Source organism: Acinetobacter sp. CFCC 10889 (genome assembly GCF_003268395.1).
Taxonomy (GTDB): Bacteria; Pseudomonadota; Gammaproteobacteria; order Pseudomonadales; family Moraxellaceae; genus Acinetobacter.
This window is the reverse complement of the sequence record NZ_LQXQ01000026.1, coordinates 1-26,007: the sequence shown is the minus strand read 5'-3', so window position 1 is coordinate 26,007 and position 26,007 is coordinate 1. Positions and strand designations below refer to the sequence as shown.

At 37.6% G+C, this 26,007-nt stretch carries 22 protein-coding genes and 1 pseudogene; 12 read left to right on the top strand and 11 right to left on the bottom strand.

What is annotated here, in order from left to right; genetic code table 11:
• Positions 1–82 precede the first annotated feature (82 nt).
• The 7 genes and pseudogenes from AVJ19_RS11490 to AVJ19_RS22220 all read left to right on the top strand — a co-directional run bounded on the left by AVJ19_RS11490 (position 83) and on the right by AVJ19_RS22220 (position 7,805).
• Positions 83–1,117 (top strand): class I SAM-dependent methyltransferase, encoded by a 1,035-nt coding sequence (locus tag AVJ19_RS11490; protein ID WP_111859837.1) that lies wholly within the window; start codon positions 83–85, stop codon positions 1,115–1,117.
• On the top strand, positions 1,117–2,580 hold the full coding sequence (locus AVJ19_RS11485) for an amino acid permease (RefSeq protein ID WP_111859836.1): 1,464 nt from the start codon (positions 1,117–1,119) through the stop codon (positions 2,578–2,580). The genes AVJ19_RS11490 and AVJ19_RS11485 overlap by 1 nt, the downstream gene beginning before the upstream one ends.
• Positions 2,581–2,819: 239 nt before the next feature.
• Complete coding sequence (locus AVJ19_RS11480; protein WP_111859835.1) at positions 2,820–3,773, top strand: hypothetical protein; 954 nt, start codon at positions 2,820–2,822, stop codon at positions 3,771–3,773.
• A 133-nt stretch (positions 3,774–3,906) separates the two neighbouring features.
• Positions 3,907–4,830: a hypothetical protein gene (locus tag AVJ19_RS11475; protein ID WP_111859834.1), complete on the top strand. Its 924-nt coding sequence runs from the start codon at positions 3,907–3,909 to the stop codon at positions 4,828–4,830.
• A gap of 24 nt (positions 4,831–4,854) precedes the next feature.
• Complete coding sequence (locus tag AVJ19_RS11470) at positions 4,855–6,066, top strand: adenylosuccinate synthetase (protein WP_111859833.1); 1,212 nt, start codon at positions 4,855–4,857, stop codon at positions 6,064–6,066.
• A 354-nt stretch (positions 6,067–6,420) separates the two neighbouring features.
• Positions 6,421–7,625: pseudogene (locus tag AVJ19_RS11465) on the top strand (RtcB family protein).
• 12 nt (positions 7,626–7,637) lie between these two features.
• Positions 7,638–7,805: a hypothetical protein gene (locus AVJ19_RS22220; protein ID WP_171334199.1), complete on the top strand. Its 168-nt coding sequence runs from the start codon at positions 7,638–7,640 to the stop codon at positions 7,803–7,805.
• Between the two features lie 115 nt (positions 7,806–7,920).
• On the opposite strand, the gene AVJ19_RS11460 is transcribed toward AVJ19_RS22220, so the two are convergent.
• The gene (locus AVJ19_RS11460) at positions 7,921–8,454 is read right to left on the bottom strand and encodes a peptidase C39 (protein WP_111859832.1); all 534 of its coding nucleotides are present in this window, start codon (positions 8,452–8,454) and stop codon (positions 7,921–7,923) included.
• Between the two features lie 108 nt (positions 8,455–8,562).
• Positions 8,563–9,591, bottom strand: coding sequence for an outer membrane protein Omp38 (omp38, locus tag AVJ19_RS11455; RefSeq protein WP_111859831.1), 1,029 nt, complete (start codon positions 9,589–9,591; stop codon positions 8,563–8,565).
• A gap of 377 nt (positions 9,592–9,968) precedes the next feature.
• Between omp38 and AVJ19_RS11450 the strand changes: the two genes are divergently transcribed.
• Entirely contained in the window at positions 9,969–10,499 is a 531-nt protein-coding gene (locus AVJ19_RS11450) for a GspH/FimT family pseudopilin (RefSeq protein WP_111859830.1), read from the top strand.
• A 131-nt stretch (positions 10,500–10,630) separates the two neighbouring features.
• On the top strand, positions 10,631–11,806 hold the full coding sequence (locus tag AVJ19_RS11445) for a thiolase family protein (protein WP_111859829.1): 1,176 nt from the start codon (positions 10,631–10,633) through the stop codon (positions 11,804–11,806).
• A 288-nt stretch (positions 11,807–12,094) separates the two neighbouring features.
• Here the strand turns inward: AVJ19_RS11445 and AVJ19_RS11440 are convergent, their stop codons facing one another.
• From AVJ19_RS11440 to AVJ19_RS11415, 6 genes are all read right to left on the bottom strand, one after another.
• Positions 12,095–13,597, bottom strand: a complete 1,503-nt coding sequence (locus AVJ19_RS11440; RefSeq protein ID WP_111859828.1) for a hypothetical protein — start codon at positions 13,595–13,597, stop codon at positions 12,095–12,097.
• Positions 13,598–13,668: 71 nt separating this feature from the next.
• On the bottom strand, positions 13,669–14,022 hold the full coding sequence (locus AVJ19_RS11435) for a DMT family transporter (RefSeq protein WP_111859827.1): 354 nt from the start codon (positions 14,020–14,022) through the stop codon (positions 13,669–13,671).
• Between the two features lie 151 nt (positions 14,023–14,173).
• Positions 14,174–15,160, bottom strand: a complete 987-nt coding sequence (locus tag AVJ19_RS11430) for a diaminopimelate dehydrogenase (protein ID WP_111859826.1) — start codon at positions 15,158–15,160, stop codon at positions 14,174–14,176.
• 472 nt (positions 15,161–15,632) lie between these two features.
• Positions 15,633–16,118, bottom strand: coding sequence for a DUF934 domain-containing protein (locus AVJ19_RS11425; protein WP_111859825.1), 486 nt, complete (start codon positions 16,116–16,118; stop codon positions 15,633–15,635).
• A complete protein-coding gene (locus AVJ19_RS11420) occupies positions 16,111–17,754 on the bottom strand; it encodes a nitrite/sulfite reductase (RefSeq protein WP_111859824.1) in 1,644 nt (547 codons plus the stop codon). Before AVJ19_RS11420 ends, AVJ19_RS11425 begins: the two co-directional genes overlap by 8 nt.
• 233 nt (positions 17,755–17,987) lie before the next feature.
• Positions 17,988–18,497: a DUF1543 domain-containing protein gene (locus tag AVJ19_RS11415; protein WP_111859823.1), complete on the bottom strand. Its 510-nt coding sequence runs from the start codon at positions 18,495–18,497 to the stop codon at positions 17,988–17,990.
• Between the two features lie 271 nt (positions 18,498–18,768).
• On the opposite strand from AVJ19_RS11415, the gene AVJ19_RS11405 reads away from it, so the two are divergent.
• Together AVJ19_RS11405 and AVJ19_RS11400 are read left to right on the top strand one after the other, a co-directional pair.
• On the top strand, positions 18,769–19,386 hold the full coding sequence (locus tag AVJ19_RS11405) for a DUF6915 family protein (protein WP_111859822.1): 618 nt from the start codon (positions 18,769–18,771) through the stop codon (positions 19,384–19,386).
• 28 nt (positions 19,387–19,414) lie between these two features.
• Positions 19,415–20,164 carry a hypothetical protein gene (locus AVJ19_RS11400; RefSeq protein ID WP_111859821.1) on the top strand — a complete coding sequence of 250 codons (750 nt, stop codon included), beginning with the start codon at positions 19,415–19,417 and terminating at the stop codon, positions 20,162–20,164.
• A gap of 221 nt (positions 20,165–20,385) precedes the next feature.
• Here AVJ19_RS11400 and AVJ19_RS11395 read toward each other — a convergent pair whose 3' ends face one another.
• The gene (locus AVJ19_RS11395; protein ID WP_111859820.1) at positions 20,386–21,549 is read right to left on the bottom strand and encodes an acyl-CoA dehydrogenase family protein; all 1,164 of its coding nucleotides are present in this window, start codon (positions 21,547–21,549) and stop codon (positions 20,386–20,388) included.
• A 202-nt stretch (positions 21,550–21,751) separates the two neighbouring features.
• Here AVJ19_RS11395 and AVJ19_RS11390 point away from each other — a divergent pair, with 202 nt between their 5' ends.
• A complete protein-coding gene (locus AVJ19_RS11390) occupies positions 21,752–25,132 on the top strand; it encodes a DEAD/DEAH box helicase (protein WP_111859819.1) in 3,381 nt (1,126 codons plus the stop codon).
• A gap of 93 nt (positions 25,133–25,225) precedes the next feature.
• Here AVJ19_RS11390 and AVJ19_RS22675 read toward each other — a convergent pair whose 3' ends face one another.
• Both AVJ19_RS22675 and AVJ19_RS11380 read right to left on the bottom strand, forming a co-directional pair.
• A complete protein-coding gene (locus tag AVJ19_RS22675; protein WP_265736086.1) occupies positions 25,226–25,471 on the bottom strand; it encodes a Wadjet anti-phage system protein JetD domain-containing protein in 246 nt (81 codons plus the stop codon).
• Positions 25,404–26,007 (bottom strand): DUF3322 domain-containing protein (locus AVJ19_RS11380; protein WP_265736085.1); only part of this gene is annotated, 604 nt, incomplete at its 5' end. The genes AVJ19_RS22675 and AVJ19_RS11380, both read right to left, overlap by 68 nt.

Here is a 26,007-nt window from a genome sequence, read left to right as displayed (position 1 = left end):
GGGAGGATTAAAATCATGAACTTACTCTTCTTACAACTTAGACTAAGCATTATTGTTCAAATTTTTATAATGGATGGTGAATATGCAGCCAAGCAGTGAAGTTGTCATTCGACAGCATGACTACCTTTCCGGGCGTGTACTATTGGTCAATGCACCAACGGATGACCTACTTTCAAATTTAGCGCATGACATCAACGCCAGTGTTTGGACATGGAATTTTAATGAATTTCAATATTTCCAAAAGCTGCAAGCCAATGTGCATTTTGGTACGGATTTGCCAGCAGATGATTTTGATCAAGCTATTGTATTTGTGCCTAAATCAAAAGAATTACTGAATTATATTTTGCACAATTTAGTCAGCCGCCTGGCAATTGGTGCTTCTATTTTCCTTGTTGGAGAAAAGAAAGGCGGTGTCGAACGCGCAGCCAAACAACTACAAGCTTTTGGTCAAGCCATCAAACTGGATAGTGCACGTCATTGCCAAATGTGGCAACTGACCACTGACAAAACAGTCAGTACAAAACCATTGGCTGAATGGGTTCAAACCTATCCTGTAACAACCCCTGCGGGTGATCTGACGATTTGTGCATTACCAGGGGTATTTAGCCAAAATCGTTTGGATGTGGGTACTGCGGTATTCCTGCCTTATTTATCACAAGTGACTTCAGGCAAAATCGCTGATTTTGGTTGTGGTGCAGGCGTGATCAGTGCATATTTATCCAAGCTTAATCCGAAAAATCGTATTTTTGCTTTGGATGTAGACGCTTTTGCTTTAGCATCCACACAAATGACTTTTGAAAAAAATAATTTACCTTTAGAACAACTTGAAATTAAAGCGGTTACAGGAATCGATGATGCGCCATTATTTTTACACGCCATCGTCAGTAATCCTCCCTTTCATCAAGGCATTCAGACCGATTACAATGCCAGTGAAACACTGTGTAAAACAGCAAGACGACATTTAAAATCAGGTGGCGAATTATGGATTGTGGCAAACCGCTTTCTGAATTACCCATTACTTATTGAACAAAGTTTTGGTCAATGTACGACCAAAGCAGATCAACAAGGTTTTAAAGTGTTATTCGCCAACACTCAAAAAAACCTTAAGGAAGCATGATGAGCGGAAAAGATCATCCACAACTCAAGCGTAAGCTCGGCGCTCGACATTTAAATATGATCGCCATTGGCGGTTCGATTGGTACAGGTTTGTTTCTGGCATCAGGACAAACTATTGCAACAGCAGGACCTGGTGGTGCATTACTTGCCTATGCCTTGATTGGAATCATGATTTATTTCTTGATGACCAGTTTGGGCGAGCTTGCAACGCACAACCCGACTTCAGGTGCATTTTTTACCTATGGTAATAAATATGTTGAGGAAGGTTTTGGCTTTGCGCTCGGTTGGAACTATTGGTACAACTGGGCAATTACTGTTGCCTTCGAATTGGTTGCTGTCCAGTTCATCATGAAATTTTGGTTTCCTGATATTCCCGGGGTATGGTGGAGTGCAATCTTCCTTGCCATCATTTTCTTTATCAATGCCTTAACTGTTAAAGGCTTTGGGGAAAGTGAGTTTTTATTCTCACTGGTGAAAGTCGTTGCGATCATTTTCTTTATTGTGATTGGTCTATTCATGATTGGTAAAATCATGCTTGATCCAACCCAGTCTGTGACGAAGAACTGGACCATTGGTGAAGCACCGTTTGTTGGTGGTTTTCAAGCTTTGGTCGGTGTAGCAATGATTGCAGGATTCTCATTTCAGGGAACTGAAATGGTCGGTGTTGCTGCGGGTGAATCAAAAGATCCAAAGAAAACTATTCCGATCGCGATTAAACAAATTTTCTGGCGAATTTTACTCTTTTATATTTTATGTATTTTCATCATTGGTACTTTGGTTGCTTATACTGATCCAAGCCTAAAACTTGCTGCTGAAGGTGACGGGAATATTACCCTTTCACCATTTACCTTACTGTATGAAAAAGCAGGTTTAGCCTTTGCTGCGGGCTTGATGAATGCGGTCATTTTAACTGCAATCATGTCAGCAGGTAACTCAGGCATGTATTCATCAACTCGTATGCTATTTGATATGGCTCGTCAAGGTCGTGCTCCGAAAATCTTCTCTAAATTAGATCTTCGTGGCGTACCGATGAATGCCTTATATGCAACTACTGCAATTGCTGCTCTGTGTTTCCTCACTACGCTTTTTGGTGAAAATGAAGTCTTTACTTGGCTCCTGAACATGTCAGGTATGTGTGGTTTTATTGTGTGGCTTGGTATCGCCATTTCACATTATCGCTTCCGTAAAGGCTATTTGGCACAAGGCTATAAGCTTGAGGATTTGGCATATCGTGCGAAGTTCTTCCCATTTGCACCTTGGTTTGCTTTTATTCTGTGTACCATTGTTGTACTTGGACAAAACTATGAAGCATTCCTGCAGGGCGATTGGATGAGCGTATTATCTACTTATATCAGTCTGCCGCTTTTCCTTGCAATTTGGTTGATTTATAAGTTTAAAAATGGCTCAAAACTCATTGCCTATAAAGACATGGATGTACGCCCAATGGATGAGGATAAAGCCTAATTTTACTCTTCGTCTGTAAATTCATCCTAATCAAGCCCTATTTCGATAGGGCTTTTTTATTGTGCTCAGCTTCCCCTCTGTTTCTTCCTTGAATCTCTGTTTTATTTTTACTCAAAAATCACGCTGATAACACTATATTGTCATAATGACACTAATTTACAAAATCGCAACATTCAACGTTTAAAATTTTAGATTATTATAAATGGGCACTATGACAATAAATTAAAACTGAGGACCTTATGGACTATTCAGCACAACAGATTTTAGCATTTCGGATCTATCAGGATTTATTTTCTGTGCAACCTGCACTTGCCCAAAAAGAACGTCAGCGTTTACTGAAAAAGTGGCATCCTGATTTAAATTCAGACCCGCAAGCTGAACAGGTTTTTATTCACATCAATCAAATTTTCAATCAAGCGTCAATGCGCCACAAATATCAAACTGTGCGTATTAACCACACTGATTATGATTATTTTTTCAGCCATGAAAATAATATTTACACGGTATATTATTTAGATCAGGCTCAGATTATTCTGCACTTTAAACACAAAGCCACTGCATTAAAAAACAATATTATTCAAAATCTTAAATCAATTAAAAAGATGCTGACCCATCATCCACTCAAAGCCCGTTATCAAGACATTTTAGACATTCGTGTTTTGGCAACGGACAATGATGATTATTTAAAAATTGCCTTTCATCCACGCTATTTACCTTTAGTTTTAGTCAAAAATTATATTTATGAAACGCAAGATTGGAAAATGAGCGCTTGGATTATTTCACGCTTATTTGATACTGCTTTGCTGTTGCAAAACAATGATTTGAATTTTACAGGCTGTGATGCCAACTTGGTTTTTGTCGACACAGTTTCACATTATATCATTGATCTTTCTGCTTTATTTTTTTCAACATCAGGACAAATGATTGCGCTTTCACCAACGCAAGTGAAAGCCATATTTCCTGATGCCATTGCCCATAAAACCTGTGATGAAGATTCAAGCAACAATCTGATTAAATTTTTAGCCTTGTATTTAAGTGGTGATGAACAACAACTCAGCAATTTAAATCTGCTTGATCACACACAGATCAACACCACGCTTATTCAACAGATTCTTGCCATCGACTGTCAGCAAAGTCTTTATGACAACTACAAAGAATGGCAAACCCGCACATTAAAAAAAAGTGTTTTCTAAACGTGCTTTTCACAAAAAAGAGCTTTCCCTCAACCAACTTTTACACCGTATTTAAACCCGATATGTCAGTCAATTCTATTGAAAATATTTTGGCTTTCATCTCAAAAAACTGAAAATAAACAGGAGAATAACCATGGGCGGTTCAAGCTTTAGTATCGATGATTGGAGTCGTAAATCGAGTGGCTATAAAGGCAAAAGCCTGCACGACATTTACACCACACACCAACTCCTTGATGATGTCGATCCGAAAAAAATTAAAAATGGCGTACGTGAATCTTGCGATTCCGACAGCAATCCCAATTCAACACCCATCATCATTGGATTGGATTTTACAGGCAGTATGAGCGGTATTTTGACCTACATCATCCAAACAGGTTTAGGTGAACTTTTTAAGGAAATTTATACCCGCAAACCTGTGTCTGACCCACAAGTTTTATTCTGTGGCATTGGTGATGCGATGGTCGGTGACCCTGCTCCCTTTCAGGTGGGGCAATTTGAATCTCAATGCGATCTATTAACTGATGGTTTAGAAAAATTTTGGATTGATGGCTGTATGGGTGGCGGCAATGACATGGAATCTTATGATTTACCATATTATTTTGCTGCGACCATGACCAAAACTGATGCCATGCTGAAACGCAATCAAAAAGGCTTTTTATTTACCATTGGTGATGAGCCACCGCCTGAAACGCTGACACCTGCCATCATTGAAAATGTCTTCGGCATTCAAACCGAGCATAATTTACCTTTTAAACAACTGATTAAAATGGTGTCACAATCCTATATTCCATTTCATATCATTATGTCCGAAGGAAGCCACCCAACGCATTATGGTTTGGACAGCGTGACCCGTCCGTGGCGACAATTGCTTGGTGAAAATGCCATAGTCTGTCGTGATCATCACAAACTTTCTGAGGTGATTGTCAGTATTTTGGAAGTAAAAGCAGGCAAAGATAAAGCTGCGATTTTAAGCAGTTGGGATGGCAATACCGCTTTGGTGGTCAAAGAAGCCATTCAGCATTTACCTGCGACTACGCATGAAGGTTTGGTTTTTTAATTGATCACATAGGCGAGTTAAACAATGAAAAATATTGCGGTGATTGGGGCAAATTTTGGCGATGAATCGAAAGGTAAAACTGTAGATTATTGGGTCAAAAAATTACAGGAGCAGCAGCAAGACTGTATGGTGATTCGTTATAGCGGCTCAAATAATGCCACACATACCGTCTATAAAAATTTAACGCTTTATCATGCTTTCAGCAGTATCGGTAGCGGTGGATTTCGCAATGCACCGACCTATTTATCGCAATATTTTATTGTTGACCCTGTGGCGCTCGCACGTGAGCATCACAGTTTAAAACAGAAATTTCCTGCTTATGATGCACCGATTTATATTGATCCACGCTGTCGTTTGGTCACACCGTATGATGTGGTGATCAACCGTTTAAAGGAGCATTTTGCAGGTGAACAACGACATGGCTCAACAGGAAATGGACTGAATGAATGTATTCAACGACAAGTCAGTGTGCCTTTTTCGGTACAAGATCTTTCTCAGAGCATCGACATTTTAAGGAAAATACATGCGTACTTTCTCAAGTTTTTAAATCAGTATGATCAAATGCATTTAGATACTTTAAATGCAGAACTTAAAAAGACAGTTTTGTTTTGTCTTGATGCGGACAATATTGCCATTATTGCTGAAAAATACGAGGAACTGTATGCCTCACATTACAGTTTGTCTTGTCCAAATTTACAACAATATTCATGTATTTTTGAAGGTTCACAAGGTTTGGCTTTAGATCAGGATGCCAAACATTTCCCATATGTCACACATGCCAAAACAGGCATAGCGAATATCCTGAAAATTTGTCAGGAGTTTCACATTACTTTAGATCAAGTCTATTATTTATCACGTTGTTATCTCACACGGCATGGCTATGATCCATTTTTTAATCAGCAATATCATCATGATGTGCAAGATGATTTTAAAATTTATGATGTCACCAATATCAAAAATCCGTGGCAAGGTGCGATGCAATATGACTATTTAAATATCGATGAAATGGAGCAACGGATTGCTGAAGATTTTCAGCAATGTGCGACAATTTTTCCACATTGTCAGTCATCACGGGTCTTTTCATGTCTTGACCAAATTCAAGCCAAATTTAAAGTTTATAGCGGTGGAAAATTAGTGTCTTTTTCAAATTTTCAGCAATTTTTACAACAAAGCTATCCACAGACATGGCAAGATTTTATTTTACATGACCATCCCTGCAATGATCCTGAAAAATAAAATGGACTCTAAATTTAAATCTATATAAAACATATTATTAGATCTTATTCTCCATAAAAAAAAGTCAAAATCAGCCAAAAATAATCCAAAAAACATATTGACAGATTATTTTTTAATTCTAGAATAGCGCCAAATTCGATTCATCTTTTCCAAAAGATTTTATAGGAGGACATCAACATGCTGACATTGGAAAATACTACAAACTAACACAGCAATGATGTCGCTCACGGACACTTGCTGAATTAAAGTGTCCGAATGCCAAGATTCTTAACCCAGCATTCGTTGGGTTTTTTTATGCCTGAAAATAGGTCAAAGAATATTCGGACAAATATAAAATTGCTTAGAGAAAAGATCATGGGCATACAAAAAATTCTGAACGCACGTGCAGATTACGGCGTTCCTGTAAAAATTTATACCAACGACATTGATGAAGAAAGCATGACCCAATTGCGTAAAATGGCGCAATTACAATTTATTCATTCACATATTGCAGTAATGCCTGATGTGCATCTCGGCAAAGGCGCAACCGTCGGCAGTGTTATTCCAACCAAAAATGCGATTATTCCTGCGCAGTCGGTGTGGATATTGGTTGTGGCATGAATGCGATGCGTTTGAGTTTAAAGGCTGAACAATTGCCTGATAATTTAAGTGCCTTACGTAATGCCATTGAACGTAAAGTGCCTGTCGGTTTTGAAATGCATAAGCAAATCAAAGCCAAAGCTTCAACGCTTGCACCACTCGATAAACGCTTAAAACTGATCACCGATAAACACCCTGCGCTGAAACGTATGTTGCGTCATTTCGATTCGACTTGGCAAAAACAGATCGGGACGCTTGGTGGTGGTAATCATTTTATCGAGCTGTGTTTGGATGAAAATAATGATGTTTGGATCATGTTACATTCAGGCAGTCGTGGTTTGGGCAATGTGATTGGCACATATTTTATTGAACGTGCCAAGAAAGAAGCGCAAAGTCGTTTTGGGCATGTGCCTGACAAAGATTTGTCTTATTTTGCTGAAGGTTCAAACAGTTTTGATGATTATTTTGAAGCTGTAGAATGGGCGCAAGAATATGCCTATGAAAACCGCCGTGAAATGATGCGTCTGATTTTAGAAGCCATTCGTCCACTGTTGCCGAGCTTTCAAATGACCAAAGAAGCGATTAATTGTCATCATAATTATGTACAAAAAGAGCTGCATTTTGGTGAAGAAGTCTTTGTGACCCGTAAAGGTGCAATTCGTGCAGGTACAGATGAATACGGCATTATTCCTGGTTCAATGGGTGCGAAATCATTCATTGTCAAAGGTAAAGGCAATCCTGATTCGTTCTGCTCATGCTCGCATGGTGCAGGTCGTAAAATGAGTCGCAGCAAAGCCAAAAATCTGTTTAGTCAGCAAGATTTGATTGCTCAAACCGAAGGCATTGAATGTCGTAAGGATAAAGGCGTGGTGGATGAAATTCCGAGTGCTTATAAAGACATTGATGAAGTCATGGCAAATCAAACCGACTTAATTGAGGTGGTACATACCCTTAAACAAGTCATGTGTATTAAAGGTTAAAAGGCGTCCATCATGAAACTGAAAAAAATGCCGAAAATTAAAGCACGTAATCCTGTTGCCTTGTCGCCACTGTTACATAAAAGTGGCATGCATGAAACTGAAAAACCTAAAGCTATGCATCGTCGAGAACGCAAACAATCTAAACAATTGTTACGTAAAATTGATTGGATAAGTGCTTAATTTATTTTAAATGAAGCCTGTAAATAAAACTGTTAAAAATAAAAATCTCTTCAGTTTTAGATTCTAACAGATCAAGGTTCAGTGGATTTGTCTGCTGAACCTCAGGATTTATATTCTAATTTAAGTGTAAAGATTCAACAGCATGATAACAATGAATCACGATTGCTTGCTGACAGATTCCCTCTACTTGTCGTTGTTGCTCAAATACTTCTCGTGACATCGGTTCCAAACTGTCAAAAAAGCAAATTTCTTTATCTTCAATGCTATATACCAATGAATGATTTCCCACACCATCCAAATCATCATAAAAAACGATCACTAAAGCTTGATTATCTTCCATTTCATTTTGAATATTTTGATAACTCAATGCAGGTAAAATAGGAATACCGAGTTGTTCCGCCTCAGCATAGGCGATCTTTTCTTTAGCCTGTTGATTTGGATCGTCATCTGTATAAAAAGACACCTCAAAACCCAACTTATATAATGCTACAGCTAAACCTATACTAAATGTACCATCCTCAGTATCATGCCGAGAAAGTTCAATTAATTGAGTCGGTTGAACATCCAACATATATTGTCGAATCACACACCATAAAGCAAAAACACCACAATTTGAAGGCAAATTTAAAATTTCATCGGGCATGCCCATGATCTTTGATCCTCATCTATTTCAAAGCAGAATATACCATGCTTAAAATATTAGGCATAAAAAAACGACTCCGAAGAGTCGTTCTTTATCACTCAGTGACTCAATATATTATTGAGCTGGTTGAGCTAGAACAGTACGGCTACCAGAAATCGCAGCGAATACGCGACGGTTCATAGCACGACCTTCTTTAGTTTTGTTGTCAGCAATCGGTTGATCCCAAGCGAAACCTTGAGTAGACAAACGAGATGCATCAATGTTGAATTCGCTTACAAGAGCAGATTTAACAGAGTTAGCACGAGCCAAAGATAAACGTTCGTTTAACTTACGTGGACCAGTGTTATCTGTGTGACCTTCAATACGAGCAGTCGCATTCGGGAATTCATTTAACTTCTCAGCAACCTTAGCGATTTCTGGTTTGTATTGTGCTTTGATATTTGATTTGTTTGTATCAAAGAATACACGAAGTTCCATGTTAAGTGGTTCAGTGATTTCTTGTGGAACTGGCTGAACTGGAGTTGGAGCAACTTCAGGTACTGGAGTAACTTCTACTACAGGCGCAGCAGGTTTCAAGTGACCACCAAGAACTACGTTAAGACCAGCTAAAGCTGTATAGTTCCAAAAATCTTCATCGATGTTATAAGTTGCACGAGCTTCTGTACGAAGAGACAAAGCATCATTTAAACGCCAAAATACACCGCCACCAGCATTAGCTAAAGTGCCTTCTTCACCGTCACGATATTTCAATGCAGGCGCATCAAAATCGTATTTATAGTGACCAGCACCTACTAATACGTAAGGTTTGATTTTGCTGTCATAGTCTTTAGTGATCAAATCAGAAGTAACCAATAAGTTACCGTTGATTTGTTGTTGTTTATACTCACCAGCGGTAGGGTCAACATCGCCTTTCACTTGGTTATATTCAACTTCAGCACTTAACCATGGAGTTAATTCAACACCAAGAGCAGCACCAACAAATAAGTCATCTTGTAATTCATGGCTATCTGTTAAGTTACGGTTATTGTGCTCAGAATCTTGAAAAGTGTAACCAACTAATAACGGAGTTACAGTTACACCAGCGTTAGCTGCAGCCAATGGCGCAGCAACAAGCATAGCAAGTGCGATACGACTCAATTTCATGGATATCCTCCAGAGATAACAATTGTTGTTCAAACTCAGCCTAAAACTTTTGGCTTCCTGAGATAAGCTTTCTATATACCCCAGTATTATTTTTAAGCTACTCACGTTGAATCATACAAACACTTGAGACTTTTTCCAAGTGCTTGATAACTTTAATCAAGCGTATTATTGACAAAATTACTTACAATTTCCGTTGTAATTCGGTAAATTTTTACTCGATTATATTTGTGAATACCTTACTCTTTTAACTGTTCGTTATTTTAGCAGTAAAACAATACGATAGTAATACCTATTTTAAAAACTTATTGCGAACTGTATAAATAATTAGAAAAACATTAAAACTCATAAACTTAATTTATTGAAAAGTAGAACAAATCATGTATTTCTATTATAAACAGCATGGTTTAACCCTTGTTGAGCTCATTGTTTGTATGTGTATTATCGGAATTATTGCATGTGTTGCAGCTCCATATTTTCTTCATATACTGCAAGAAAATGAACAAAAAAATATTTTTCCTTTATTGGATCAACAAATTAAACTTGCTAAGAATAGCGCTGTATTACACCACACTGATGTCGTGATTTGTTCTTCTGCAAATCTAAATACATGCCAAAATGATCAATGGGCTCTGGGTATTTTGATCTTTCTAGATCTTAATAAAAATAAAAGAAATGATGCAAATGAAATAATTTTGGCTACAACTCCAATAAATCTACACTATGGAACACTGAAATGGGCGGGTGGCGCTACTCATCCAAAAGTAATTGCATTTCAGGGAGAAACGGGTTTACCAAAAGGATCTTCAGGAAGTTTCTACTATTGCAATCTAAGTCATTCAATTCAACACCTCCGCCTTATTCTCAGTCCAATGTCACATTTTAGAAAACAAACAATTTCCACATGTTAAACCTTGTACTATAAATATAGTCTCTAGCGTCTACATTTATATAGATTAGCTACTTTATTCTGCATGCTTTTTACTTATACTGCTTAAGTTCTGAAAAATAATCAACGACAAGTAAATTGGAGAATACAACAATGACTGACATCGTAATTGTCAATGGTGCACGTACTGCAATGGGCGGTTTTCAAGGTAGTCTTGCAAGTGTCACAGCACCTGCGCTTGGTGCAACTGTAATTAAAGAAGCTGTCGCACGTGCAGGTTTAACAGCAAACGATATCGAAGAAGTCATTATGGGCTGTGTACTTCCTGCTGGTTTAAAGCAGGGTCCTGCCCGTCAAGCCATGCGTCAAGCGGGTCTACCCGATTCTACCGGTGCAGTCACCATCAATAAATTGTGTGGCTCGGGTATGAAAGCAGTAATGCAAGCGGCTGATGCAATTAAAGCTGGTTCTGCTCATGTCATCGTTGCTGGTGGTATGGAATCCATGACCAATGCGCCTTATTTACTGCCAAAAGCACGTGGTGGCTACCGTATGGGACATGGCGAAGTGAAAGATCATATGTTCTTTGATGGCTTGGAAGATGCTGAAACTGGTCGTCTGATGGGTTCTTTTGCACAAGATATGGCAAACACTCGCCACTATACCCGTGAACAAATGGATGAATTTGCAATTCGCTCATTGAAACGTGCGCAAACTGCGATTACTGAAGGCTATTTTGTAGATGAAATTGTCCCTGTTACAGTTTCAGGTCGTAAAGGCGATGTAATTGTTGATAAAGATGAACAACCGTTCAATGCCAACATCGAAAAAATTCCAACACTACGTCCAGCTTTTGCTAAAGACGGTACAATTACGGCTGCTAATGCAAGCTCGATCTCTGATGGTGCATCAGCACTTGTACTGACTTCTGCGGACAATGCTGCTGCCAAAGGCTTAAAGCCATTGGCTAAAATTGTTGCTTATGCTTCAAATTCACAACATCCTTCAGAATTCACCATTGCCCCTGTTGGTGCAATCCAAAAAGTCTTGAATCAAACAGGTTGGGATGCTCAAGACGTTGATCTTTGGGAAATTAATGAAGCATTTGCCATGGTGACGATGTGCCCAATCGATGATTTCAAACTGGATGCTGAAAAAGTCAATATCAATGGTGGTGCGTGTGCCTTGGGTCATCCTGTTGGTTCTACAGGTTCACGTATTATCCTGACCTTGATCCATGCTTTAAAACGCACAGGTGGCAAGAAAGGTATTGCAGCACTGTGTATTGGTGGCGGTGAAGCGACTGCGGTTGCTATTGAAATTCTTTAATTTTAGAATATTTCCCTTATATTTCAAATAAATATAATTTTAAAACCCTTCAATTTTGAGGGGTTTTTCATAGATCATTACAAATATTTCAGTAAAAATTAAGCTAGCCACTATTAAATTAAAGATTCAAAACAAAAATGGGCTGCATCATGTAACTGAATCATGATTTGCATTTTCAATATGGCACACTCACTCATCAATTTGGGATTCAATACATGGTGAATTGCCAACTTACAGCTACATAAATCAATGCAAATGAGGAATGTAATCTTTTCAGATCCCTCAGTTTTAATGATCTAGATTGGCAATATTCAATTTTGTTTGCAGTATCTGTCTGATTTTTTGATGTTCCAATACTTGCGGAAATGCTTGTATAAAAACAGGGAGTTTTTGTCGAAAAGAGTACATCTGTTCCGATGACCAAGCAGGTGAATGTGTAATATATTGCATGTTTAGCATTAAATGATCTGTTACTTGTCTAAAAAGGGCTTTTTCCTCTAACGTTTGATCATGAGAAAATTGGATCACATACCAATATAATTTATCCCAAACATGCAAATCCTCCACCCAATCAAGCTTTTGCTGTAAGGTCACTTCATCATCAAGCAACAAGGTCATCTGTTGAAGTTCATCTACATTCAGATGATGTTTACTCAATTTCTTCGTTTTAAGCACATCTGCTAAAACTAGTTTTTGTCCAATGTTCTGAAAATAGTTAAGATACTGTTCAAACTGAATATACTGCTGTTTTACTGCATACTTCATTAAAGCTTTTACAATGGTATGATTTTCAACTTGATCCAATATTTGATAGAACTGTGCTAAATCCCCTTTCATCATAATCCACTGATATGCACGAATTCGCGCTTGTGCATGAGTTAATGTATGTAATGGATTTTTCAAAAAATAATTATTAAAATCAAATTCTTGTTGTCTTAAAGTAAAATAAGCATAATCCATAACTGAGACATATGAACTGTGCCACATGTCAATTAAATCATCCGTTTTCAATGCTTGTCTTTGATACAACACATCAAATAAACGATATTTCACATCACGATATTTCGTTTCTTTAAGTTCAGCAATAAGTTCAATATCATTTTGATTTAAAATAAGATTCTCTAACCAATACGCCCGAACATGTTGATCTTTTGCATTTTTACACAGTTCAAATAATACAGCGGATTCAATCCATTGCTGTTGGATCGTAAATTTTAATAATTCTCTAGGCAAAAGACCTTGTTGCTCAGTTAAACCCTCTTGTAGTACTTTTTGATTTTGACCAATTTTTTCTAAAAGTAACTGAAATACCCTTTGTTCTGTACGCTCCCGCTTTTGCAATGTTGTAATTTCAAGAAAATGAACCATACACAATTGAGAAAACTCAGGACGTTCACTCCACTTGGTGATCTGTTCAGCGGCTAATTGACGATTAATCGGAATATAATCACTTAAACGATTAAGCAAATGTGGAAATAGCTCAGTATCAAAACAATTAGCCAAGCTTTCTAAAGTCTTCTGTCGAATATAACCACTATAATCTTTTAATTTTAAAAGTAATATTTCAAATTCAGATAATTTTTTATGGCTAAATCCATACACATAATTATCTTCTTCTTTACGAGAATCAAAATTTGAATGGACTATTTCCTGAGTTTCGTCATTCTTTGGAATGGTTGATTCTGATAATTTTTGACTAACATCAGGAACTTGGTCTATTTCTTTGTTTTGAATGTTCAACTCATCTTTATTTTCTTTATTAGAAAATAGTTTTTTAAAAAAATCCCACATGAATATCATTTTAGTCTTAAATTATTTCATCTACTCATAACATAATTTGAGATTGAATATTCAAAAATATACTACACATCTATATTTGAAAACTGCGCAATAATGGTCAAGCCAATGGTAATAAAGGCAATACCCACCCATCCTGCCAGATCAATGTTTTGCCCCAAAAATGCTTTCGCCAACAACGCTGTTGCAATGACCCCAATGCCCGACCACAACACATAGAGAATCCCTGCTTGCATAAACTTAAGTGCATAAGCAGCACAGGCAAATGAAATAATATATAAAACCAAAGCAATGCCTTGATCGACTTTATTGACCAAGCCATTACCTTTGGCAGAATAAAAAGTAGAGAGTACATCTGTCGCAATTGCGATCAACAGCCAAATGACGCCAGGATTTATTTTTGCAAGTAATAAAGACATGGTTATTTTCATTGAGGTTATCGTGGGCGAATTTTAGCCCAAGTGCTTTAAAACCACTAGCATTACACGATATATCCATTTTTCAGACATTCATTTTAGCGATAAAAAAGCCGAATTTTCATTCGGCTTTCAGTTCAATTTTCAATGTTACTTAGAGCAATTCTTTACGCAATTGCTCAGGCGATTTCATTGACAATAAACCAGGTGCAACATCAAATGCTGTTTTCGCACCATACTGTTGCATCTGATTTAAGCGATAACATGCACGTGCATAAGCCACTAAAACACTCGCTGTAAACTCAGGATTACTGTCGAGTTTCAATGAAAATTCAACCACTTGATTCTGTTCATCACTGGTATTACCACTACGGATCACAAAACCACCATGTGGCATTTTTTGGTGATCTTTTTTCAGTGTTTCTTCATCAATGAAATTTACAGTAGTGTTGTAGTCAGCAAAATAGTCAGGCATGGTCACGATCGCCTGCTCAACCGCTTTTGCATCTGCACCCTCTGCAAGAACGACATAACATTCACGTTGATGCTTTTCTTTGGTTGTCAACGTTGGACGTGAACCACTACGAACTTTTTCAATCGCATCCGTTGATGGAATTGTATATTGCACACCTGCTTTCACACCCTCTACACGGCGAATTGCATCAGAATGACCTTGGCTCAAACCTTTACCCCAAAACGTATAAGTTTCACCATCAGGTAATAATGCTTCACCAAATAAACGGTTGATTGAGAACATGCCTGGATCCCAACCAATCGAAATCATGGCAGTTTTCTTGTTTGCCAAAGCAGGTGCATCCACCGCAGCAAAATATTCAGGAATACGTGCATGGGTATCGAAACTGTCTACAGTATTGAATTGGCTTGCCAAGATTGGACCTTGTTGTGGCAAATCATCTTTCGAACCACCACATAAAATTAATACATCAATTTTATCTTGGAAATCACTTAACGAATCCATTGCATAAACTTGAGTTTCAGCAAAGCATGGAGAAACTGTTGCAGGATCACGACGACTGAAAATACCAACCAATTGTAAATCAGGATTTTTTTGAATCGCAGTTTCAACACCACGTCCAAGGTTGCCATAACCTGCAATACCGACACGAATAGAATTTTGCATAAAAACAAGGTCACTTCTAAATAAAGCATCCAGAAATTAATAAGCTTTAAAATATGATATTTATCATGAAATTTCTTACGTAAAATCAAATTCTGAATCATATTAAATTCATAATAAAAGTTCCCTCTCCTCCTAGGAGAGGGCTAGGGAGAGGTTTATATAAAAAATCACCCTTTCATTCTCTTATAGAGTTTTGATCTTTTCTCATGCTTTATAGAGAAAAAGAACTTTCATTATTAATTTAACTACGCATTATTCAGCACTTTCAGACTTAATAAGAACTCCACTATGCTTATAAATCACCTAGATTATAAAAAGCATCACGACACTTAAGTCTCGTAGATACAAACCGCTGAATACCTTAACACATTAAATTAACTGAATAAAAAACATATAGATATAATTTTTAATTTTCTTCTATTACACAAATAAAAAAGCCTGCTTAATGCAGGCTCTTGAGTGTCAAATAGGCTTAAGCACCTGTTTGATAACTTGCTTGTGCAACCGCAGTCGACGCTTGATAAGGATTGGTAAAATCCCCCAAACCTGCCGCTGCTTCAGTAATATCTTTACCTTCTTTAATCACGAAAGTATCGAAACCTGAACGCTTCATGTAATTTAAAACGTCTTTAAACACATCACCTGTGGCACGAAGCTCGCCTTGATAGCCTTGGCGACGTAACAACGCAGCAAATGAATAACCACGACCATCATTAAAGCCCGCAAAATCAATAAAGATTGCATCGAGCTGATCAAGTGGAAACTGATTTACTTCAGGAGAAGTATCTACAGTGATGAATAAGGCTTTTTTACCTGACACATTGGCAATTTGATCCAATTGCTCAGCAGTCAATAACACATCACCTTGTGGTAATACGCCATCTTCAGCAATGATCTGATACGTATTATCTGCAATTGTGCCATCTTTAGAGAGGACTTGAAGTGCTGTATTAAGCATATGCACGCTCCTTAAATGGCTGAATGCCGACACGACGATAAGTTTCGATAAACTCTTCACCTTCATTACGAAGATCAAGATACGTATTCAAAATTTCATCCACAATATCAGGAATCACTTCTGCTGAGAATGATGGTCCTAAGATGTCACCAAGTGAAGCATCGTGGTCTGCATTTCCACCTAAAGAGATTTGGTAGAATTCAGCGCCTTTTTTATCTACACCCAAAATACCAATATTACCCACATGGTGGTGACCACAGGCATTCATACAACCTGAAATATTGAGATCAATTTTACCAAGGTTATAAATGGTATCTAAGTCATCAAAACGACGTGAAATCGCTTCTGAAATTGGAATTGATTTCGCATTTGCCAATGAACAGAAATCACCACCTGGACAGCAAATAATATCGGTAATGAAACCAATATGCGCACGAGCAAGGTTATTCTTTTCAAGGATTTGCCACAATTCAAACAAGTCTTTTTGTGGTACATCGACCAAAGAAATGTTCTGTTCGTGTGTCGTACGAAGTTCACCAAACGTGTATTTATCTGCAAGATCAGCAATCAAATTCATTTCTTCAGTGGTCATATCACCCGGTGCAACACCCGCACGTTTCAGAGAAATCGTCACGATACGATAGCCTGCAACTTTGTGTGCATTGGTATTAATATTGAACCATTGCTTGAATTTTGGATGCTCTGCAAATTGTGCAGTGAAATCTTCATCTGCATAATCTTGATACGTAAATGGTGTGAATTCCTCATCCATTTTCTTCAACGTATCTGCATCAACTTTTAATGTTTTGATTGTTTCAGCAAATTCAGCTTCAACTTTTTCAGCAAATACCGCAGGGGTTAATGCTTTTACCAAAATTTTAATACGTGCTTTGTATTTATTGTCACGGCGACCATGTAAGTTATACACACGAAGAACTGCTTCAAGATAAGCAATTAAATCTTCACGTGGTAACCATTCACGAATCATAGAACCAATAATTGGGGTACGACCTAAGCCACCACCAACTTTGATTTTATAACCGAGTTCACCCGCTTCATTGCGTGTTAAATATACACCTATATCATGGAATGAAGTCGCTGCACGATCCACTTCCTCAAGTGCAGACACTGCTATCTTGAATTTACGTGGTAAGAATGCAAATTCTGGATGGAAAGTTGACCATTGACGGATCAATTCACAAGTAGGACGTGGGTCAGCAATTTCACCTGCAACCACACCTGCATATTGGTCAGTGGTGGTATTACGGATACAGTTACCTGAAGTTTGGATCGCATGCATCTGAACTGTTGCCAACTCTTGCAACATATCAGGCACATTTTCCAATGCAGGCCAGTTAAATTGAATATTCTGACGTGTAGAAACGTGCGCATAGCCACGGTCAAATTCCTGAGCCAATTCAGCAACTTTGCGTAATTGCTTGGAATTCATTAAACCATAAGGCACAGCGATACGTAACATTGGCGCATAACGCTGTACGTATAAACCGTTTTGTAGACGTAATGGACGATACTCATCTTCAGTGAGTTTACCCGCTAAATAACGTTCCGTTTGGTCACGGAATTGTGCAACACGTTCATTGATCAATTGTTGATCGAAATCAGTATATAAATACATGGCGTACAGCTAGTAGATTCATTATAACGATGCACAATATAACGAGATTTGATCTATCAGCGAAATGCTTTTTTTACATATTTCATAGCGATTTTATTGATAAGCATCCTGCAAAGACTTGATCCACAATGCTTTCAGCTTAAATCAGAGTCATATTCATGATATTGATGTTTTTCTTCGTTACTTATCTGATTAGATGCTAAAGAAGTATTAACCAAGATCTCTATATTTTTTTAAAGGGTTAAATAAGTATTTTCCCATTGTCCTTGTTCAAAGTCGCCCTCGATTAATTGCACATAACGTCCATGCACATGATCAATGGCGATACAATCATCGACATCCAAGACACGATCGGTATGTGGTTTTTGCCAATATTGAGCAAATTGGTGTTTGCCTTTCATTTTAGCTTCAGCCGAATCATGAGCAACGACCAGAACATAGCGATGCAATTCACCAAATTCATGAGCATTGTAACCACCTAAATTAATCAGCCACAACTTAGCATCTGAGCTATTCGGCTGAGCATCGGTAAAATGGATTTGATAGTTTTTATTTTCAAACTCCAAACCATGCAGCTGATGCCATGCGTCAATATGTAAACCTTGCTGTTCACCAAACCATGCATTTTTCAGTTGTGGTGTAATTTCTTCAAGCGATTCACCCACTGCTAAAACGACATCATGCACTTCGGTATTGGCACGTGCATGGCGACCACCAAGCATGACGATGAATAAACTCGACATTTTCACTCTCTAAGTTAAAGCTTGCACAATTTGCAATAAAATCAATCCACCTAAGGATAATACTGCATTATTGAGAAAATGAATGAGTAACACATATCTCATATTTAAATAGAGCTATAGACCTTCATACCAAGCGATAAAAAGCTTGTATCATCAACTATAACAAAAATAAAATCCCTACGTCATAACTTAACGTACCCTATTAAAAAATGATTTTTATTGTCATTATATTTTGCTAATCTACTGACTTTAAAACAATTAAACTACAACAATGAATCCAGTCCAACATGCTCAAATTTCACAAAAGCGTCGTGGTGGTGAACTTGAAGACTACATCGACATTCATGCTTTAATCGACAGTACAAAAATGCTTTGTACAGATAATCGTCATCGGATTTTGCATACATTTTGGGGTGTACAAGAGGTGATCATTCCGATCTTTGGACACCATTTTCAAAACAGCGCAGGTGCAAGCATCGAAGTCAAAGACCTTTGTGAAAAGGATCATTTATTGGTCGATTTCCACCATCGTTTTATTCCTACTTTGGGCGATTTTGTCGCAGCCATGCAAGATATTCCAACGGAAGGTTTAGCGAAACGTTTAGAACAATTTCATACCGAAGTGATTGATGATCCCAAATTATCTACGACTTTGCTTTCGCCTTTGTCAGTGACAGGTCAACTTAAATCATTACTCATCACACATAACAGTTGGTTTATAAATACCATTTTACCGATGATGGGCAAAAGTGAAGCGAAGTTTATCGAGTTTGACATTACACCCTCAATGTTTTTTAACCCCATGCGTTTTGAGTTATGGATGGACAATGGCACGGTTGTACCGCCAAGTGCCATGAAACTGCAAGACTTAAAAGCAAAAATTGCTTAACTCCATTTGATCAAAGGAAACAAATACAATGACAATTAAATATATCATCCGCCATAATGACTTTGCCTATAACGATGAGTGGTTTCAGACAGTTTTTCCTGAAGCAGGTCGGATCCACACCATTTATGAGGATAAAGCTGAAGCTGAGTACGCTTTTAAAAAATTGATTGTAGAAGCATTATATGCAGATGATGACCTTAACAATTATGATATTGGCAATGGTTATGCAAGCGAAGAAACTTATGAAAAATTAGAACAATTTGTGCTTGAAAAAACGGGCGAAGAATTTGAAATCGATGATGAAATTCCTGAAATGGAATTAGATGATGCATTTGAATTTGCGCAACTTTCAGGCGTATTACATTATCAACTGATTGAAATTGACGAACAAAAACCCATTTATATTTTATGGTCAAATGAAGAACAAGACTACTTACGCAGTGAAAATTATAATATTTTTGACAGTACAGATGAAAACTTCAACACCGCAGATGACTTTGAACTCTACATCTTTGAAAATGATTTCAATGAACATGTTTTTGATCAGTCTCTAGAAAAGATCAGTGAAAGTCCTGAAATATTAAAAAGTTTAATCCTTGGTATTCCTGCACTTGTTTATGCTGAAGATCGCAATTGTATTCTCAATATTGATTGGGAAGATATCACTTTTAGTCAATTAAAAGCGATTAATGCTTTACTTAAACAACCTATTTTTGAAGTCCAACAAATCACTTTAGAACAACTCAATAAAATTACCAATGGAGAAGAAGATGAGTAATATCAAATACATCATTCGACATAATAACTTTTCTTATAACAACGAATGATTTGATCTAAATTTGGCAATGCAAAATGCAATCAAAGCGGTGTATAGCGACAAAGCAGAACAGCAGTACAAAAGATTTTTGAGATCCAATAAGCCACATTAGGCTAAAACAGCTTTGTAAACAAAATTCAAATGCGGTGTTCTCCCTAACACCGCATTTTATTTAAATAAAATCAATACCCCAACTGACGACTCGCAAGATCTTTCATAATTTCTTCAGCACCACCACCAATCATATTCACTTTAACATCACGGTAAATACGTTCAGACTTTGTTCCTCGCATAAAACCCATACCACCTAACGTTTGTACCGCTGCATCAGCACAAAATTGCATAGTTTGCGTTGCGACATTTTTCAACATACAAATCTGTGCAATCAACTCATTGCCCTGCAACTCAGGTTTGCCCAAACGATAAGCCGTATCCTCAAGCAGCGCCAAAGTTGTGGTTAAACGAGTCGCCATATCCACCAACTTATGACGAACCACTTGATGATCCACCAAACGCTTCCCGAAAGTTTTACGCTCTTTTGCCCATTCCAAAGCCTCTTCATAACACGTCAATGCAAAACCATAACTACTTGCTGCAAGGAAAAAACGCTCCATGTTGAAATTATTCATAATCACAAGAAAGCCCATATTTTCCGCACCCAAAAGATTTTTTGCAGGCACACGGACATTGTCAAAATGTAAATGTGCCGTATCTGATGCCCACCATCCCATCTTATCGAGTTTAGATTTGGTGATACCCTGACTATGTGCATCCACAAGAATCATCGAAATGCCATTTGGTCCTTTGGCATCAGGATCAGTACGCACAGCAACCGTATAATAATCAGCACGTATTCCTGAGGTGATAAAGGTCTTTTCCCCATTGAGAATATAATCATCACCATCACGGACTGCCGAAGTTTTTAATGCAGCAACATCTGAACCACCACTTGGTTCGGTAATCGCCAATGCCGAAATTTTTTCACCTGCCAAAATTTGTGTGAGCACACTTTCCTTAATTTCAGGCGAGGCAAAATGATTGATCGGTGGCGCACCAATCGAATGTGAAAGTAAGGAAGCACACAAGCCACCTGAACCTGTTTTGGCAAGTTCTATTGAAGACAACAGAACATGAAAAGCATCTGTGCCTGCAATGCCGCCATAATTTTCATCAAAACCTAGACCCAATAACCCAATATCAGCGGCTTTTTTATAAAGTTCTTTGGGAAATGTTTCTGCTTCTTCCCATTCATTGACATAAGGCAATAATTCTTTTTGCACAAATTTGCGTACAGAATCAGCAAATTCAAAATGTTGTGGGCTGTAGTAAATTGGATTGGGCTTCATTTTTATGTATTTCCATATTCATTTTCAAACTTATACTGACAGATTTTTAAACTTTTCAATGTGCTGAAAGCATCATTTAGACCACAAAGTCATGATCTTTTTCGCCAAAGTATAACTTTCATTTTGTTCACAAATATTGATTTTTTATGACAGGAAAATCCATTACAATCTTGGACTATTTGCTTTTTGATATGATGTGACAATGACGACTCTGACACAATTTTTATCTCGCTTTAGTACTGCAACGATTCAACGCAGTTTAAGTTATGTGAAAAAAATTGAATTGGCGAGTTTGGATACTCATCTTGCAAATAATCTCTTAGACATTGAAGCACAAATCGAAGGCACTGATTGGTACGAAACCTTTATTCGGGTGGATCTCGCCAAAAGTAAAATCGTGGAAAATGAATGCAGTTGCCCTGTTGGTTTTGATTGTAAACATGCTGCGGCATTGGCACGTTATTATTATGATCATCAACATGAAAAACCATTTAAAAAACTGCACAGCAACACAGATTATTTTCAACAAAATACAACGGAACTTCGCACAGTCAAAACGTCTGATCATGCCACCCATTACACCGCCAAAGCATGGCTCGATCAGTTCCGTCAGCAATTAACCGTAGAAAAAGCGAAAAAAAACGCACCATTACCACTATTGGTTTATATTTTTGAGCCGAAGAAAAATTCCAAAAAACTACAGTTAGTGGTCAATAAAGTACGCCGCACCAAAGATGGCAATATCAGTAAAGCAGAGCATTACACAAGTTATGATAATGTGCCCAATGGTCGCTTAAAAGTTTCTGCTGAAGACAAGAATATTTTTAATCATCTGTATTTTTTTGCCAAATTAAATTTCAATAACACATACTACTATCCACCGTCTTGGGACATTGCAGGCATTTACCAAGAACAACTGAAAATGGTGATTCAAAAAGGTGTTTGTTATAGTTTAAATACCGTGAATCCTGCGCTGACATGGTCTGAAGAACGTTTTCAACTTGAGTTTGATTGGCATTCACGCCCTGAACAACAAACTGAAAAATTAAAAGCCAAATTTTTAAATGCACAACAGCAAGAATTGAGTGCTGAACATACCAAGCACATTCACATTATTTATTCTCATCCACTGAGTTATTTGGATGCGTCTACACAGCAAGTCGGTGCGCTTGAGTCTTCCTACTCAATTGAAATGTTGGAAGAATTAATGAATATGCCACAAATGCCGCTTGAACTTTTAGCAGAATTTGAGCAAGTTATTCAGCCTTATGCCATTTTTGAAGATCTGCCACAAGCGCAGTTGGCACAAAAAATTGAAACTGTCACAGGGCAACCCAAACCCATCTTACGTTTTGGCGGATTCCCACAATATGATCGTCTTGCCCACATGCACGATTATGCGATGGCAGAAATCAAGTTTGAATATCCGAGTGGGCGTATTCAAGCAGGTCATCCTGATGAAAATATCATTGTCTATCACAATGAAAAATCTGTTCGCCAACAACGTGATTTACAAGCTGAAAAACAATGGATTCAGCAGTTAAAACAAAGCATTCCAAGCTTTCAAAACATCAGTAAATTCAGTAAAAATAAACGCCCTGCCTTTGATCAAGTCACTGAAAATTCAGTCTTTTGTGCAGATCCATCGGATTGGATCAAACAACTGATTCCTGAAAATCAATTGCAACACGCAGGTTGGCAAGTTGAACATACGCCTGACAGTTTGTTTAATCTGTTACCAACACAAAATCTACAACTGAGTTTAAATGAATCTGAACATTCCCAAGATTGGTTTGAAGTTGGTGCAACCATTCAAGATCAAAATGGCAATACCTATGATTTGATTAAATTATTATCCCATCTTGTGACGAGAATGCCGATCATTTTAGAGCCTGAGTTCTTTGAACAATTGGATGATGATGGCTATTTCATGTTGGATTTGGGCATTGGGCAACCGCAGCTCACGCTCAAAGTACAAGAAATCAAACCAATTGTGATTTATCTGAAAGAGATTTTACAATCTCCTGAATCTGCAGGTTTTGACCGCTATGATGCAGCACAACTGATTGATTTAGGTCATACTTTGGGTATGCCGTGGCAAGGTTCTGAACGTTTATCTCAATTCGCACATCAACTCAATCAAAGCTATCAACAACAGATTGTGACACCTGAAGGCTTTAACGGAGAGCTACGACATTATCAGCAACAAGGTTTGGCATGGTTGCAGTTTTTGCGTGAAACTGAACATGGCGGTATTTTGGCTGATGATATGGGTTTGGGTAAAACTGCGCAGACTTTGGCACATATTCTCATGGAAAAACAAGCAGGTCATTTAGACAAATGCCCTGCTTTAATCATTGCGCCGACCTCACTCATGCACAATTGGCGCAAAGAAGCGGAAAAATTTACCCCTCAATTAAAAGTCTTGGTTTTACATGGTCAGCAACGTGCAGAACATTTTCAAGAAATTGAAAATGCAGATATTGTTCTCAGTACTTACCCGCTTTTAAGCCGTGATGAAGAACAGCTTTTAGCACATCAGTATCATTTATTGATTTTGGATGAAGCACAAAATATTAAAAATCCACGTGCCAAAGCGGCACAGGTCTCACGCCAAATTCAAGCTAAACATCGTCTGTGCCTGACAGGCACACCGATGGAAAATCATCTTGGTGAATTGTGGTCATTGTTCCATTTCATCATGCCGGGCTTCTTATACAGTCAGGATATTTTTAATAAAAAATATCGCAATCCTATTGAGAAAAATGCCAATCTTCATGTGAAAAATAAGCTGATTTCACGGATTAAACCTTTCATGTTACGTCGTTTAAAAACAGAAGTTGCCAAAGAACTTCCTGAAAAAACCACGATTGAAATCAATATTGATATGAATGCACAGCAGTCAAAATTGTATGAAGCTGTACGTGCCACGATGCAAAAAAATATTCGTGATCTGATCAAAGCAAAAGGCTTTAACCGCAGTCAGATTCAGATTTTGGATGCCTTGTTAAAATTACGTCAAGTCTGCTGTCACCCAAGTTTGCTGAAACTAGAACATATTAAAAATGACAATGTTGCCTCAGCTAAACTTGAACAATTACTCGAAATGGTCAGTAATATGGTCGAAGAAGGTCGCAAAATTTTAATCTTCTCTCAATTCACTACCATGTTGCAAATCATTGAAAATGAACTGAATCAACTCAAAATTAACAATGTCAAACTGACAGGACAAACTCGGAAACGTGATGAAGTCATTACCGCATTCCAAAATGGTGATATTCCTGTATTCTTGATCAGTTTAAAAGCAGGTGGTGTTGGCTTAAACCTCACTGCTGCTGATACTGTGATTCACTATGATCCTTGGTGGAATCCTGCTGCTGAGGATCAAGCGTCGGATCGTGCATGGCGCATCGGGCAAGATAAACCTGTCTTTGTTTATAAATTGATTACCAATCAAAGTATTGAAGAAAAAATTCTTGCCTTACAACATCGCAAAGCAGATTTAGCCAAGTCTATTCTCAGTATTGATCATGAAAATGAAGTGAAATTGACCGAAGATGACGTAATGAGTTTGTTGGATTAAGATTCAGCTCAATCTAATGTATCTTGCAAAAATTACTGTATGACGTGTGTAAGTTCCGACTTCATTTGAAAATACAGTAATTTTTTGCTTGTCTTAGCTCTCAAGCCATTGTTGAATTCTAGATTGGACAAATGTATTCGATAAACGTTCTTGCTCCAAACGATTATCCTGATATTTAGCATGGGTTAAATCATGGAATAACTGCAATTCATCTGCACTTAAAAAAGCCAATTCTTTTTTATAAGAGATAGCCTCGTGTACCATGGCATTTTCATGCTGCATAACCGTCTCCTGATCCATCATAAGGGTCGATAAATGTATTACTTGTGCTTTCGCCATATTTAAAAAAGACAATCCCCAAGAATCCAAATCTCCCCAATACGCCACTTTTTTTTGTATTTAACCATGTGCAATCCGTCAACCATGACAAGTTTTTTCCTGCACCTGCAATCGCCATACAATTTTGAATTTTAGGCAATGCATAACAACTTTGCTCATTTTCAATAATTAAAATATTTTCAGCATTGACAATAAGTTGTGAAATATTATTCGCTGCAATCTTCTGAATTTCCATGCCCTCAAAATCAGCATCAAGCTGACGAATCAACAACCATCCCTTAGGTAAATCTCGACAATTCAGCCATTTCAACAAACCACCTTGCTCACTCAGCGCACCTTGATGAATCACATCCAATAAATCAGTTAAAATCCGCTGCTGTTGTTCAATAAATTTAGTGTCAATTCCCTCAATCACCAATTCCCGAATAAATAAATTTTCAGCAATATTGGGCTGTAATTGCAGCAGTAATACTTTTATTTTTGCAATATCATGCTCAGTCCATTGTGCAAGTATATTTAAATTACGGGTGGTGTAT

Coding starts and splice junctions, on each gene's coding strand:
- AVJ19_RS11490 (WP_111859837.1), top strand. CDS start 83: ATGCAGCCAAGCAGTGAAGTTGTCATTCGACAGCATGACTACCTTTCC.
- AVJ19_RS11485 (WP_111859836.1), top strand. CDS start 1,117: ATGAGCGGAAAAGATCATCCACAACTCAAGCGTAAGCTCGGCGCTCGA.
- AVJ19_RS11480 (WP_111859835.1), top strand. CDS start 2,820: ATGGACTATTCAGCACAACAGATTTTAGCATTTCGGATCTATCAGGAT.
- AVJ19_RS11475 (WP_111859834.1), top strand. CDS start 3,907: ATGGGCGGTTCAAGCTTTAGTATCGATGATTGGAGTCGTAAATCGAGT.
- AVJ19_RS11470 (WP_111859833.1), top strand. CDS start 4,855: ATGAAAAATATTGCGGTGATTGGGGCAAATTTTGGCGATGAATCGAAA.
- AVJ19_RS22220 (WP_171334199.1), top strand. CDS start 7,638: ATGAAACTGAAAAAAATGCCGAAAATTAAAGCACGTAATCCTGTTGCC.
- AVJ19_RS11460 (WP_111859832.1), bottom strand. CDS start 8,454: ATGGGCATGCCCGATGAAATTTTAAATTTGCCTTCAAATTGTGGTGTT.
- omp38 (WP_111859831.1), bottom strand. CDS start 9,591: ATGAAATTGAGTCGTATCGCACTTGCTATGCTTGTTGCTGCGCCATTG.
- AVJ19_RS11450 (WP_111859830.1), top strand. CDS start 9,969: ATGTATTTCTATTATAAACAGCATGGTTTAACCCTTGTTGAGCTCATT.
- AVJ19_RS11445 (WP_111859829.1), top strand. CDS start 10,631: ATGACTGACATCGTAATTGTCAATGGTGCACGTACTGCAATGGGCGGT.
- AVJ19_RS11440 (WP_111859828.1), bottom strand. CDS start 13,597: ATGTGGGATTTTTTTAAAAAACTATTTTCTAATAAAGAAAATAAAGAT.
- AVJ19_RS11435 (WP_111859827.1), bottom strand. CDS start 14,022: ATGTCTTTATTACTTGCAAAAATAAATCCTGGCGTCATTTGGCTGTTG.
- AVJ19_RS11430 (WP_111859826.1), bottom strand. CDS start 15,160: ATGCAAAATTCTATTCGTGTCGGTATTGCAGGTTATGGCAACCTTGGA.
- AVJ19_RS11425 (WP_111859825.1), bottom strand. CDS start 16,118: ATGCTTAATACAGCACTTCAAGTCCTCTCTAAAGATGGCACAATTGCA.
- AVJ19_RS11420 (WP_111859824.1), bottom strand. CDS start 17,754: ATGTATTTATATACTGATTTCGATCAACAATTGATCAATGAACGTGTT.
- AVJ19_RS11415 (WP_111859823.1), bottom strand. CDS start 18,497: ATGTCGAGTTTATTCATCGTCATGCTTGGTGGTCGCCATGCACGTGCC.
- AVJ19_RS11405 (WP_111859822.1), top strand. CDS start 18,769: ATGAATCCAGTCCAACATGCTCAAATTTCACAAAAGCGTCGTGGTGGT.
- AVJ19_RS11400 (WP_111859821.1), top strand. CDS start 19,415: ATGACAATTAAATATATCATCCGCCATAATGACTTTGCCTATAACGAT.
- AVJ19_RS11395 (WP_111859820.1), bottom strand. CDS start 21,549: ATGAAGCCCAATCCAATTTACTACAGCCCACAACATTTTGAATTTGCT.
- AVJ19_RS11390 (WP_111859819.1), top strand. CDS start 21,752: ATGACGACTCTGACACAATTTTTATCTCGCTTTAGTACTGCAACGATT.
- AVJ19_RS22675 (WP_265736086.1), bottom strand. CDS start 25,471: ATGGCGAAAGCACAAGTAATACATTTATCGACCCTTATGATGGATCAG.